At 73.5% G+C, this 12,622-nt stretch carries 10 protein-coding genes; 4 read left to right on the top strand and 6 right to left on the bottom strand.

Annotation, left to right across the window (positions count from 1 at the left end):
* Window positions 1-103 precede the first annotated feature (103 nt).
* From AB0G50_RS09415 to AB0G50_RS09430, 4 genes are read left to right on the top strand one after another with little or no spacing between them, the layout of a single operon-like run.
* A complete protein-coding gene (locus tag AB0G50_RS09415; protein ID WP_360104293.1) occupies window positions 104-1,579 on the top strand; it encodes an AMP-binding protein in 1,476 nt (491 codons plus the stop codon).
* The gene (locus tag AB0G50_RS09420; protein WP_360104296.1) at window positions 1,576-2,790 is read left to right on the top strand and encodes an FAD-dependent monooxygenase; all 1,215 of its coding nucleotides are present in this window, start codon (window positions 1,576-1,578) and stop codon (window positions 2,788-2,790) included. Before AB0G50_RS09415 ends, AB0G50_RS09420 begins: the two co-directional genes overlap by 4 nt.
* A gap of 24 nt (window positions 2,791-2,814) precedes the next feature.
* The gene (gene asnB / locus AB0G50_RS09425; RefSeq protein ID WP_360104299.1) at window positions 2,815-4,794 is read left to right on the top strand and encodes an asparagine synthase (glutamine-hydrolyzing); all 1,980 of its coding nucleotides are present in this window, start codon (window positions 2,815-2,817) and stop codon (window positions 4,792-4,794) included.
* Window positions 4,791-5,633 carry an SAM-dependent methyltransferase gene (locus AB0G50_RS09430; RefSeq protein ID WP_360104302.1) on the top strand — a complete coding sequence of 281 codons (843 nt, stop codon included), beginning with the start codon at window positions 4,791-4,793 and terminating at the stop codon, window positions 5,631-5,633. The genes asnB and AB0G50_RS09430 overlap by 4 nt, the downstream gene beginning before the upstream one ends.
* Window positions 5,634-5,649: 16 nt before the next feature.
* On the opposite strand, the gene AB0G50_RS09435 is transcribed toward AB0G50_RS09430, so the two are convergent.
* From AB0G50_RS09435 to coaA, 6 genes are read right to left on the bottom strand one after another with little or no spacing between them, the layout of a single operon-like run.
* The gene (locus tag AB0G50_RS09435) at window positions 5,650-6,714 is read right to left on the bottom strand and encodes a phosphonoacetaldehyde reductase (protein WP_360104304.1); all 1,065 of its coding nucleotides are present in this window, start codon (window positions 6,712-6,714) and stop codon (window positions 5,650-5,652) included.
* Window positions 6,705-7,817: a phosphonopyruvate decarboxylase gene (gene aepY / locus AB0G50_RS09440; protein WP_360104307.1), complete on the bottom strand. Its 1,113-nt coding sequence runs from the start codon at window positions 7,815-7,817 to the stop codon at window positions 6,705-6,707. The genes AB0G50_RS09435 and aepY overlap by 10 nt, the downstream gene beginning before the upstream one ends.
* Window positions 7,814-8,674, bottom strand: coding sequence for an isocitrate lyase/phosphoenolpyruvate mutase family protein (locus AB0G50_RS09445; protein WP_360104310.1), 861 nt, complete (start codon window positions 8,672-8,674; stop codon window positions 7,814-7,816). Before AB0G50_RS09445 ends, aepY begins: the two co-directional genes overlap by 4 nt.
* 39 nt (window positions 8,675-8,713) lie before the next feature.
* Window positions 8,714-9,727 carry a C-terminal binding protein gene (locus AB0G50_RS09450; RefSeq protein WP_360104313.1) on the bottom strand — a complete coding sequence of 338 codons (1,014 nt, stop codon included), beginning with the start codon at window positions 9,725-9,727 and terminating at the stop codon, window positions 8,714-8,716.
* The gene (locus tag AB0G50_RS09455) at window positions 9,727-11,073 is read right to left on the bottom strand and encodes a histidine kinase (protein ID WP_360104316.1); all 1,347 of its coding nucleotides are present in this window, start codon (window positions 11,071-11,073) and stop codon (window positions 9,727-9,729) included. The genes AB0G50_RS09450 and AB0G50_RS09455 overlap by 1 nt, the downstream gene beginning before the upstream one ends.
* A 40-nt stretch (window positions 11,074-11,113) precedes the next feature.
* Entirely contained in the window at window positions 11,114-12,070 is a 957-nt protein-coding gene (gene coaA / locus AB0G50_RS09460) for a type I pantothenate kinase (RefSeq protein ID WP_360104319.1), read from the bottom strand.
* Between the last annotated feature and the right edge of the window lie 552 nt (window positions 12,071-12,622).

The following is a 12,622-nucleotide window of genomic DNA, read 5'->3' on the forward strand; positions in this document are numbered from 1 at the left end:
AGTCCACCCGCTTTGTGCCGACACACAGGAAACCTGGAGTGGTGCGCGCCGGGTGGTTAGCGTCGATCGCGAGGCACATCGCAACTCCCGAGGGGAGGGCCACGTGGTCAACGTCGCGGCGCGCATCGCCGACCTCGCGGGTCGGGAGGGTTGGTGGAGCCGGGTGGCGTACCACGAGGTCGGCGGGAAGTCCTGGGCGCACGGCGAAGTCCACGACACCTCGGCCCGGCTGGCCACGGCGCTGAGCGCCCGTGGAGTCCACAGAGGACAGCGCGTGGTGGTGGCGCTGCCCGACGGCGCGGCATGGGTGTGCCTCTTCCTGGCGATCGCCCGGATCGGCGCGGTGGCCGTGCCGGTGAACCCGAACTCGGGCGCCGGGGAGCACGACCGGCTCGTGCGCGACTGCTCGCCCGCGTTCGCGGTCACCGCGCCGGAGCTCGCGCACCGCTTCGGCGTCACGCCCCGGTCCGGGATCGACGCGCTGCTGGACGCGGCGCGCACCGCGCCCCCGGCGGACGCCCGCCCGGTGCCGGACGACGCGCCGCTCTACATCCACTACACCTCGGGCACCACCGGCGACCCCAGGGGCGCGGTGCACCGGCACGGGAACCTGGCGCCGTGCCACGACGCGGTGGGTGTCCGGATGCTGCGGATCACCCCGGACGACGTCAGCTTCTCCCTGTCGAAGCTGTACTTCGCCTACGGGTTCGGCAACAGCCTGGTCTACCCGCTGCACTCGGGGTCGTCGGCCGTGCTCCTGCCGGGGAAGCCCACACCCGCCGCGGTCGCGGAAGCGGTGCGGCGACACCGGGTGACGGTCCTGCACGCGGTGCCCTCCGCGTACGCCGGACTGGTGGTCGACGCCGACGCCGAGGCCTTCCGCTCCGTCCGGGTCGCCGTCTCCGCCGGGGAACGGCTCACCCCGCACCTCGGCGCACGGGCGCGGACGCTGCTCGGCGCACCCGTGCTGGACGAGCTCGGCTCCACCGAGATCGGCGGGGCCTGCTGCGCGAACACCCTCGACCGGGACGTGCCGGGCACCATCGGATTCCCCTTGCCCGGCTACGAACTCCGGATCGGCCGCGAGGGCGGGCCCGACGGGGAGGTCGGCGAGCTGTGGGTGCGCGGTCCCTCGATCATGACCCACTACCACGGACGTCCCGACGAGACCGCGCGCGTGCTCGTCGACGGGTGGCTCCGGACGGGGGACCGCGCGGTCCGCAACCCGGACGGTTCCTACGCCCACGCCGGACGGGCGGACGACATCGAGATGGTGGGCGGTATCAAGGTTTCCCCGCTGGAGGTGGAACAGGTGCTCGGCGAGCACCCGGAGGTGCGCGAGGTCGGGGTGGCGGCCGTACCGGACGACTCGGGCGCGACCAGGCTGCGCGCGTTCGTCGTCACCACCACCGACGAGGTGGACCCGGCCCTGCTGGAGGCGCAGTTGCTCGACCTGGCCAGGAGGAGCCTCGCGCCGTTCAAGGTGCCGAGGTCGGTGACCGTGGTCGGCGCGCTGCCGAGGACGCCGACCGGCAAGCTCCGCCGGTTCGTGCTCCGCGCGGGTGGTGGCGACGGATGACGGCGACCGACCCGGTGGCCGTGGTGGGCGCCGGTCCGGCCGGGCTGACCGCGGCGCTGGCCTTGCGCGCACTGGACATCCCCACCGTCGTGTACGAGGCGGAACCGGCCGACCGGGTCCGTTCCGGGAGCCGGGCGCTGTTCGTGCACGGCGAATCGCTCGCCCTGCTGGACCGCCTGCGGCCCGGTCTGCGCCGGGAGTTCGCCGAACGCGGGCTGGTGTGGACCCGGCAGCAGACCTTCTACCGGTGTAGGCAGGTCCACTCCCGCACGTACCCGCCGGGCCCGCCCGACCGCCCGCCACCGTTCGTGAGCCTGCGGCAGACCGAGACCGAGCGCCTGTTGCTGGCCGCGTGCCACGACGTGGGTGTGCGGTTCGAGTGGGACACCAGGATCGGCGGCGTCGACGTCGGCACCACCGGGGTCGTGCTCTCCACAGTGGACGGACGTGACCTCCCGGCCGGGCACGTGGTCGCCGCCGACGGCGCGAGGTCACGGCTGCGCGCCGCGCTCGGCATCGGGTCGCCGGGCCACCGGTCCGACTCGTACCACGTCGTGGTGGACGTGGAGGAGGACCCGGCCGATCCCCGGCCACCGGCGCGCGTCTTCCACTACGAGCACCCGGGGCTCGGCGGCCGCAACGTGCTGGTCGTGCCGTTCGCCTCCGGGTTCCAGGTGGACCTCCAGTGCCGGGCGACCGACGCCGACGACGAGTTCGCGACCCTCGACGCCGTCCGCCGGTGGCTGCCCAGGGTGGTACCGGCCGCGTACGCGGAGCGGATCAGGTGGGCGTCGAAGTACCACTTCACGCACCGGGTCGCGGACACCTTCACCGATCCGCGGCGAAGGGTCCTGCTCGTCGGCGAGGCCGCGCACCTGTTCCCGCCGTTCGGCGCGCGGGGCATGAACAGCGGCATCGCCGACGCCGACAGCGCCGCGACCGCGATCGCCGTCGCCCGCCTCGCGACCAGCGGGGCGCGGGCGCGGGCCGCCGTCGACGAGTTCGCGGAACGACGCCGGGCGGCGGCACTGGCCAACAGCGCGGCGGCGGCCGCCGCGCTCGCCCACATGAGGCCGCGCGGTCGCGTCCGGGTGGCCGCACGACGGGTTTCCGGGCTGCTCGCGCCGTGGGTGCCGAGCCTCGGCGCGTGGCTTGACCGGGCGCCGTACGGACCCGGCCGGGCCGTGGCGCCGGCCACCGGCAGGTACTGAACACACGAGAACTCGGGGGCACACATGGGAGGCATAGCCGGTTCCTTCGGGAACCGCGACGACGACCGCAGGCGCGCGGGGTTGGACCGCGCGATCCGGGCCATCGCCCACCGGGGACCGGGCGCGGCCGGGTCCTACCACGACGGGCGGCTGGCGCTGGGTGTGGTCGGCCGTCCGTTCACCGACCCCGTGCGCGGGCGGCAGCCGATGCGCACCCCGGACCGCCGGTTCGTGCTCGGGTTCAACGGCGAGGTCTTCAACGCGGGCGCGCTGCGTGCCGAGCTGGCCGCCGAGGGGTGCCGCTTCGACACCGCCGGCGACACCGAGGTGTTGCTGTGGGCGCTGGCGCGCTGGGGCGTGCGCGACACCCTTCGTCGGGTGAACGGGCAGTACGCGTTTGCGTTCTACGACCGGGAGCGCGGCGAGCTGACGCTGGCCCGGGACCCGTTCGGCGAGCGCCAGCTCTACTACTCCCGTCGAGGCGGTGCGCTCTACTTCGCGTCGGAGATCAAGGGTGTGCTCGGGTTTCCCGAGGTGCCGCGCGAGCTGTCCGCGTCCCGCGTGCTGGCCGCCTCCCGCTTCTGGGCGGCGATACCCGGCGAGACCTCCTTCGAGCACGTCGACTCCCTCCCCTCCGGTCACGTCCTGACGGTCCGCGAGGACAACACCGAGCTGCGCAAGCACTTCCACGGCTTCGACGCGATCGGTTCGCCGCCGGCCGACCCCCCGGCGGACTACGACGAGGCGAAGGCGCGGCTTCGGGCCACCCTCACCGAGGCCGTGCGAACCCGCATCGGGAACCCGGGCACCGACGACGGGGTCGGCGTCCTGGTCAGCGGCGGGCTCGACTCCGCCGTCATCGCCTCCATCGTCCGCGAGCTGCGCGGCGGCGCCCTGCGGACCTTCTCGATCCGCCTGGCCGACCGGCGCGTGGACGAGTCGCACCACCAGCAGGTCGTCGTGTCGGCGCTGGGCTCGGAGCACTCCTCGATCACGGTGTCGGAGAAGGACATCCGGGATTCGTTCGCGGACGCGGTGCACCGGTGCGAGGTCCCGCTGTTCCGCGCCGCGCCCATCGGGTACGCGCTGCTCGCCCGGCACGCCACCGAGCACGGAATGCGGCTCATGGTCAGCGGCGGTGGCGCCGACGAGCTGTTCCTCGGGTACGACATCACCAAGGAAGCGGTGGTGGCGCAGGAGTTCCTGCGTTCGGGGTCGCTCGACGGCGCGGCGGGCGAGCTCGATCGCGTGCTGCACGACATCCGGGCCACCGACTCGACCAGCAGCCCGGACATCGTGCGGTTCCACCGGGACCGACTCGGGAGCTCGCCGTTCGGCGTGCACCTGCGCCGCTTCGAGAGCGAGCCGGTCGCCGGGCTGCTGGCGGGCGACGTGCGGGCGGCGGACGTCGACCGCCGGCTGCTCGACTGGGTGCACGGCCAGGTGCCCGACTTCGACCGCTGGGACCTGGTCCGGCGGGCGCAGTGGCTCGACATCCACACCCTCTTCATCGGGTACGGCATGACCTGCCAGGGCGACCGGCCGGCGGCGGGGTCCACGCTCCAGTCGCGCTACCCGTTCCTCGACCCGGCGCTGGTCGCGTTCGCGACCTCGCTGCCGAGGGAGTGGGCGCTGCGCGGAGCGCAGGAGAAGCGCGTGCTGCGGGACGCGTTCGCGGACGTGCTGCCCGAGGAGGTGGTGCGGCGGCCCAAGTTCGGCCTGCGCGTGCCCGGAGCGGGCGCCCTGCTGCCCGGTGCCGGTGACTGGGTGGACGACCTGCTCTCGTCCGCACCGGACTCGTCCTCTATTTTGGACCGGGTCGGGGTGAAGGCGTTGCTGGACAAGGTCGGCACGTTCGAGAACGGCCACGTTCCCTACCCCTACAGCCATTCCTACCTCCAGGTGCTGAGCATCCTGCTGCTGGAGGAGCGGTTCGTGCGCGACTACCGCGTGCCCGACGTCGATCCCGGCCTGGACCGGCGCCTCGAGGAGGAGGTCCGATGAACTCGGGGCGTTCCTTCGCCGGGTCCGCGGTGGAGTCGACGGCCTTCGTGATCGCACTCGCCCGCGCCGTGGAGTCGCGTCGACCCGACGCGCTGTTCACCGACGACCTGGCGGACGCGTTCGTCGGCGCGGCGGGCGGGCCGGACGCCGTCCCGTACGCGGCGCTGCGGAAGGACGGGGCACCGCACCACGACTTCTTCGCCGTGCGCACCAGGTACTTCGACGACTTCGTGGTGCGGGCGCGTGCCGATGGCTGCCGCCAGGTCGTGATCCTGGCGGCGGGCCTGGACACCCGGGCGTTCCGGCTCGGCCTGCCGCGCGACACCACTGTGTTCGAGCTGGACCTGCCCGACGTGCTCGCGTTCAAGCAGCGGGTGATCGACTCGGCGGGCGCGCGGCCCACCGCCGACCGGGTGGTGGTGCCGAGCGACCTCACGGGCGACTGGCTCGCGGACCTGGTGGGCGCCGGCCTGCGCGTGGACGAGCCGATCGCCTGGGTGGCCGAGGGAATCCTGTTCTTCCTGCCGCCTCCCGTGCAGGAGGCCGTGCTGGCCGGCGTGGGCTCGGCGTCGTCGGTGGGCAGCAGGCTCGCCGTGGAACAGGTCAACACCGCCTTCCTGGACGGCCGGCCGAGTGACCTCGACCTCGGCGAGTTCGCCCGCAACGGCGCGGCCTGGCTGTCGGCCGTGGACGACCCGGCCGCGTGGCTGGCCGCGCGAGGCTGGGCCGCGCGGGTGGTGGAGCCGACCGAGGTCGCGCGGTCGCTCGGCCGGGACGTCCCACGACCGACCCGGGGCGCCGGCGCCGGCCGGGTGTGGTTCGCGAGCGCCCACCGGTGAGGGTGGGCGCCCACCCTCACAGGACTCGGCGCAGTCCCTCCAACACTTCCCCGCGCTCCAGCGGCGCGGGGTTGTTGTCCGCCCGCGCTCGGACACCCAAACCGGCGTCCACCAGGGCCGGCAGGTCGTCCCGCGTGACGCCGTAGTCCCGCAGGCGGTGCGACCAGCCGAACCGGCCGAACGCGCCGACCACCACGTCGAGCGGGTCGCGGCCCGTCGCGCCGAGCAGCGCCACGACCTCGGGGACACCCGCGCGCTCGATGTTGTACGGCAGCAGCCAACTCAGGTTCAGCAGGCACGCCACCCCGTGCGGCACGCCGTGGGCGGACGTGAGCCGGTAGGCGAAGGCGTGGGCCGCCGTGGTCCTCGTCAAGTCGATCGCACGTCCCGCCGCGAGCGCCGCGCGGGCCAGGACGTCGCGCTGCGCGGCGTCCGGCACGCGCGCCCCCTCGGCGAGCAGCGGGACGAGACCGCGCAGCGCGGCGCGGGCGAACCCGCGCGACGGCGCCGTCGCCCGCCTGCTCCACAGGGACTCGACCGCGTGGCACAGCGCGTCGAAGGCGCAGCTGCCCACCAGCTCCGGCGGGCACGACCCGAGGAGGTCCGGGTCGACGATGGCGACGTCGGCCCGGACCCGTGCCCGGTCGAACGACCGCTTCGCCCCCCTGTCGTACAGGGTCGCGAAGCGGGTGACCTCGCTGCCCGAGCCCGCCGTCGTCGGCACGAGCACCAGCGGTGCCCGAGCGCGACCCTCGACCGCGCCGCCGTCCAGTACGGCGCGCGCGGCGGTGAGGTCGGCGGGCAGCAGCCGGGCGCACTTGGCCACGTCGAGGGCGCTGCCGCCGCCGAGCCCCACCACCACGTCGGGCCGCCGCTCGTCCCGCACCGCGCAGGCGCGCACCACGTCGGCCAGGACCGGGTTGGGCGAGAAGCCGTCGAACAGCTCGACGTCGACGCCGGGCGGGAAGCGGGCGGCGCGGAACCGGCGGCGGCTCGCGACCACGAGGACCCGCTCGGCGCCGTAACCCGCCAGCACCTCCGGCAGCCGGGCGATCGCGCCCCTGCCGCACATCACCCGCATCCCGGTGCCACCCCCGTGAGCGCGGTGCGGAAGCGGTGGTGCAGAAGGGGAGCGCTCACCGCCGCGGTCGCCCGGGGCGGCGCGGAACCGGTCGCCGGCGACACCCGGACCACCAGCAGGTGCGGCCCCTCCGCCGCGAGCATCCCGCGCAGCAGGGCGGCGGCGTCGTCCGGGTCGGTGGCTTCGCGCGCCGTCCGGTACCCGCTCGACAGTCCGATGTGGACGAAGTCGGTCGTGCCCGAGGTCGTGGCCTGGAAACCGGTCGACTCGTACGCGCCGTTGTCGAACACGACGTGCACCAGGTTCGCGGGCGCCGCCGCCCCGATCGTGGACAGCGTGCCCAGGTGCATCAGCGCCGCACCGTCGCCGTCGAGCACCACGACCGGCCGGGAGGGCAGGCCGAGCGCCACCCCGAGGCCCAGCGCCGCCGCGTGCCCCATCGAGCCCTGCATGTAGAAGTGGTTCTCGTCGTCCCGCACCGCGAACAGCTCGCGGGAGGTGTACCCGGTCGTGGACACGACGGCCGCCCCGCGCAGCTCGGGCACCAGCGCCCGCAGCACGTCCGCCCGGGTCGGCCCGGAAGCCGGGCCGGCGGGCGGTCTCGCGACACCGCCGACCGCGTTCCTGCGCACCAGCACGAAAGCGGGCCTGCCGCGGCGCAGCTCCTCCTCGGCGGCGTCGAGCACGTCGGGGAATCGGGTCGGGTCCTCGTCCAGCAGCGACCACGCGACACCGAGGCCGTCGAGCAACCTCGTGGTGGCCGGACCCATCACCGCGTGCTGCGGCTCGTCCCGCGCCGGGTCCGGCCACCCGCGCAGGCTCGCGAACACCAGCACCGGGATGTCGTAGACGAGGCTGAGCGAGGTCAGCGGGTTCACCATGTTGCCCAGACCGGAGTTCTGCGCCAGGACCGCGGTGCGGCGGCCCGCCAGCGCCGCGCCCGCCGCGATGGCGAGCGCCGCGCCCTCGTTCGCCGCCGGGAGGTACCGGCCTTCGCGGGAGAGCAGTTCGATCGGCCCGCTGAAGTACGAGCAGGGCACGCCGGTGCCGTGGGTGAAGCCCCGCGCGGCGAGCCGGGCGCAGAAGTCCTCCGCGTCGATCACCGGTCCAGCTCCTGCCACTGCCGCAGCCGCTGGAGGTCGAAGACGTCGTCCAGCGTGGCGAGATCGCCCTCCAGGGCCACCGAGCTGCCCTGCGCCACGATCGCCCGGAAGGTGTCCCGCAACGCCCCGACGGTCGCGCGCAGGCCCTGGTTCGCGTAGATGACAACGGACGCGCCCGCCGCGACCGCCTCGTCGAAGGGCCAGTCCGGGTAGGTCGTCGGCACCACGACGACCGGCACCGGGGAGTCCCACTGCTGGAGGAACGACAGCACCTGGACGTTCGTCTTCGCCTTGGAGTGCACGAGGACGGCGTCCGCCCCGGCCTTCACGTACGCGTGGCCGCGTTTGAGCGCCTCGTCCACGCCCAGTCCGCTGATGATCGCCTCGGTCCGGGCGATGACGAAGAAGTCCTCGCCGCTCTGCGCCTGCTTGGCCACCGCGATCTTGCGCGCGAACGTGTCGACGTCGAGCAGGTCGTGCCTGCCCGGCGCGAAGCTGTTCATCTTCGGGTAGTACTTGTCCTCGATGCAGATCGCCGTGATGCCCGCGGCCTCGTACTCGTGGACGAGGTAGGCCACGTTGAGGTTGTTGCCGAACCCCGTGTCGCAGTCCGCGACGACCGGGATACCGATCTGGCGCTGCATCCGCACCGCCGCCTCCAGGTACTCGGTCATGGTGAGCATGCTCGCGTCCGGAACGCAGCGCGCCGCGGAGATCTCCAGGCTCGACGCCCACACCGCCGGGAACCCGGCCCGTTGCGCCAGTGACGCACCGAGCGCGTCGTGCGCGCCCGCCACCCGGACGGCGCCCTCGCGCGCCAGCACCGCCCGGAACGACTCACCGCTGATCCTGTGCATGTTTCCCCCATTCCTCCGCACCCCGCCGGACGGCCCGCCTCACGCGACGCGCCCGAAGGGTGGTGGCTCGTTCCTGGTCAGCACGTGCCGCACACCGTCGGCCACGCGCCGCCGCAGGCTGGTCTCCGACTCGGCGGACAGGAAGGCGCGGTGCGCGCTGACGATGACGTCCTGCCTGCCCAACAGCTCCCGCCCGACCGCGTCGTCGTTCGGGTCCTCCGGGGTGAACACGTCCGACGCGAAACCACCCAGCCGGCCGTCGCCCAGTGCCTCCAGCACCGCCGGCAGGTCGACCAGGGCACCGCGCGCGGTGTTCACCAGCAGTGCGCCCGGGCGGACGTGGCGCAGTGCCTCGGCGTCGATCAGGTGCCGCGTCCCCTCGTTCAGGTCCGCGTGCAGCACGACGAGGTCGGACTCGGCCAGCAGCGCGGTCAGCGCCGGGCGGTGGCGCACGCCGTGGCTCGCCATCAGGTCGGCCGGCACGTGCGGGTCGTGGGCGAGCACCTGCCCGTAGCACGCCTGCAACTTCCGGGCGGTGGCGCGGCCGATGCGGCCGAAGCCGACGATCCCGGCGGTCAGCGCGGCCGTCCGGCGCGGGATCCGGCCGGCGTGGATGTTCCACCGGCCGGCGCGGACCAGCCGGTCCTGCACGCACAGGCCGCGTTCCAGGCCCAGCGCGAGCGCCAGGGTGTGGGTGCTGACCTCGTCACCGCAGTAGTCGGGCACGTGGAAGCCCCACAGGCCCGATGCGCGCAGCAGCGGGACGGCGAGGTTGTCCAGGCCGACGCCCTGCCGCGCGACCACCCGGCAGGACGGCCCGACCGCCGCGAGCAGCGCGGGGGTGACCTGGCAGCGGTACACCACCAGGGCGTCGGCACCGGCGACGAGCTCGGCGAACTCCGGTCCGTCGGTCAGGAACCGCCCGTCCCGGTGCAGTCCCGGCACGAACTCGACGTCCTCGCCGTACACCTCGCGCTCGACCCACGCCGCGTCCGGGTCCAGCGCGCCGTGCTCGTCCACCGCCCACGCCGGATCCGTGTAGACCACGCGCATCAGCGCACCGCCGACGGGTCGTAGCCCCAGCCGAGCCGGTCGCGCCGACCCCGGCGCAGCGCGGTGCCCGGCCGGAAGGTGTTCGACAGCTCCAGGAAGTCCACGGAGGACAGGTGTCGCCCGCTGCCGAGCTTCACCAGGTCACCCCGACCCGACCAGCCGTGCGCGACGAACGGGGCGACCCACGCGCTGTCGTCCTCGGTCAGCTCCGCCGCCGACACGCCGCCGTCCGCGCGCCGCCACCGCAGGGTCACCGCGCCGCCGCGCACCAGGTAGTGGGTCTCGCCGAACTCACTCAGGTCGAGCCGGGCCGCGTCACCGTCGACCCGCACGTACAACCCCGTCAGGTCGGGCAGGTGGCCGGCACCCGCCAGGGGCGCCACCCGGTACCCGCGGAAGTCCCGCGCGTCCGCCCTGCTCTGCTCGACGGAGCAGAAGGTCTTGCCGACCTCGTCGTGCTCCCGCGGCGCGGGCAGCAACACCCGGTAGTCGGTCGCCAGCACCCGGCCGAACGCCCGCGCCTCCGCCAGGTCCGGCTCGGCGCGACCGCGCAGCAACTCGGTCGCCCGCGCCTGCGGAACGCCCGCCGCGGCGGCCAGGGCGGCCTCGTCGTAGCCGCGTCGGGCGGCCGTCGCCGCCAGGACCGCGCCGGGCCCGCCGTCCGCCACCGCGGCGAGCAGCGCCTCGAACGCGTGGTCCGGCCACAGGTTCGACTCGCCGATCAGCGGCGCCAGACCGGATTCCCCGGTGTAGGAGATGATCCGGGCGGGCTCGTCGGTCGCCAGCGCGTAGGTGTGCGGGCAGTACGACGGCTCGACGTAGGAGTCCCCGGTCACCCAGGGGTCCGCACCGCGGTTGGCCCGCATCCGCCGCCAGGTCGCGTCGGTGAGCTGCTCGCCCCACCTGCCGTTGATGTCGCCCGGACCGAGGTTGACCGTGATCGCCGGTTCCAGGTGACCGTTGTTGAGCGCGGGCAGCCGGTCCGCCGGGCACAGGACGTCCAGGATGACCGGCGCGACTTTCCCCCGCGGCGCAGCCATTGTGTAGTAGTTGTAGAAGTGCGCGCCGTCGCGCCGGACGGCACGGCGGGTCGCGCGCATCTCGGCGGCCGTGCGGATCACCACGGTCTCCCGCCGCTCGTCGCCGGCGAGCTGCCCGGTATCCACGTCGAGCGCCTTCGCCAGCAACTGCGCCAAGTCCTCGGACACCGTGCAGGTGTCGGCGGACAACAGCTCCGCCAGCGCCGTACCGTCGACGCCCAGCCGCGCCGCCAGTTCGTCCCCGGTGAACTTGCGGGCATTCATCCAGTGCACGACCTTGAACGTGTCCAACAACACCAGTTCCACCCCCGTACCGTCTTCCGCCGTCGAGGCCTGTCCGCCCCGGTCACAACTTGCGCAGCCGGATGTGGTCCACCCGGTGGTCACCGCCCTTCCGCAACACCAGCCGCGCCCGCGACCTGGTGGGCGCGATGTTCTCGACCAGGTTCGGCCCGTTGATCCGGTCCCAGATGTCGAGCGCGGTCCGCCGGGCGTCGCTCAGGGAAAGGCTGGAGTAGCGGTGGAAGTACGAGGCCGGGTCCCGGAAAGCGGTCCTGCGCAACGTCAGGAACCTGTCCACGTACCACTTCCTGAGGTGTTCCCGATCGGCGTCGAGGTAGATCGTGAAGTCCAGGAAGTCCGCCACGAACACGGCGGCCCGGCCGCGCGCCGGGTTCGGCGACGTCTGGAGCACGTTGAGCCCCTCGACGATGAGGATGTCCGGCGGCGAGATCGTGTCCACCTCGGGCAGCACGTCGTACACCAGGTGCGAGTACTTCGGCACGGTGACCTCCGGGCGCCCGGAGGTGATGTCGTCCAGGAAGCGGATCAGCCGCCGCACGTCGTAGCTCTCCGGGAAACCCTTGCGGTGCATGAGGTTGCGCTCGGCCAGCTCGCGGTTGGGTAGCAGGAACCCGTCGGTGGTGACCAGCTCGACCTCCGGGTGGTCCGCCCAGCGCGAGAGCAGCGCGCGGAGCACGCGCGCCGTCGTGCTCTTGCCCACGGCCACACTGCCCGCGATGCCCAGCACGTACGGGGTTTTGGCCGAGTCGCGGCCGAGGAACGAGTTCGCCACCTGGTGCAGTCCCTGCGTGGCCGCGACGTACAGGTTGAGCAGCCGCGACAGCGGCAGGTAGACCTCGACGATCTCCTCGACGGACAGCTCCTCGTTGACACCCTGGAGGTCGACCAGGTCGTCCTCGGTCAGCGTCATCGGGGTCGACTCCCTCAACTCCGCCCACTCCGCCCGGTTGAACTCGAAGTAGTGGCCGGACAACCGCTCACGCCCCTGCTCAGCGGACAAGTTCCCCTCACGCCTTTCCGTCAAGCGAACCGCGCACCCCGGGCCGATCCCGGTGGTGCTCACACCTGTCGAGCGTAGGGAAAGGCGCGGAAATCGACCGGGTGTCCGCCCAGGGGCGAACACCCGCGGCAACGCCCCCGATGGCAATCACCGCACCGCCGTCATCAGACTTAGTCCGGCGGCCGGGGGAGTGTCAACAGCATCGCGACCGGATCCAGCCGGTGCCGGTCGAGATTTGTGCGCACCACCAAAGGCGGCCCCGTCACCGACATGGTCCGCGACCGCGGTGACACCGTCCTCGGTGGACGAATTCGGGCGGGAACGAGCTCGCGCTCGGCGGCGCCTGCCACCGAACATCCGGGTACGCCGACCGGGTAATTCACCGTCAGCCGGGATGCGCTCGTCCAGGGGCCCACCCCGCCGGCGCAGGGGAGGGCACCGGATCACGTTTCCTTGATCGGCTGTCTCGCCAACGCCGTCGTGAGTACTTCGAGCAGGACCTGGGCCGGGGCGGGGGGCGCGGTGGAGGGGGGGCACGCGCGGCGGCCCGCC

Source organism: Actinosynnema sp. NPDC020468, from assembly GCF_040642015.1.
GTDB lineage: Bacteria > Actinomycetota > Actinomycetes > Mycobacteriales > Pseudonocardiaceae > Actinosynnema.

What these genes read in the sequence shown, in the direction of transcription:
- AB0G50_RS09420 (WP_360104296.1), top strand. Translation starts at nt 1,576, where the DNA reads ATGACGGCGACCGACCCGGTGGCCGTGGTGGGCGCCGGTCCGGCCGGG.
- asnB (WP_360104299.1), top strand. Translation starts at nt 2,815, where the DNA reads ATGGGAGGCATAGCCGGTTCCTTCGGGAACCGCGACGACGACCGCAGG.
- AB0G50_RS09430 (WP_360104302.1), top strand. Translation starts at nt 4,791, where the DNA reads ATGAACTCGGGGCGTTCCTTCGCCGGGTCCGCGGTGGAGTCGACGGCC.
- AB0G50_RS09435 (WP_360104304.1), bottom strand. Translation starts at nt 6,714, where the DNA reads ATGCGGGTGATGTGCGGCAGGGGCGCGATCGCCCGGCTGCCGGAGGTG.
- AB0G50_RS09445 (WP_360104310.1), bottom strand. Translation starts at nt 8,674, where the DNA reads ATGCACAGGATCAGCGGTGAGTCGTTCCGGGCGGTGCTGGCGCGCGAG.
- AB0G50_RS09450 (WP_360104313.1), bottom strand. Translation starts at nt 9,727, where the DNA reads ATGCGCGTGGTCTACACGGATCCGGCGTGGGCGGTGGACGAGCACGGC.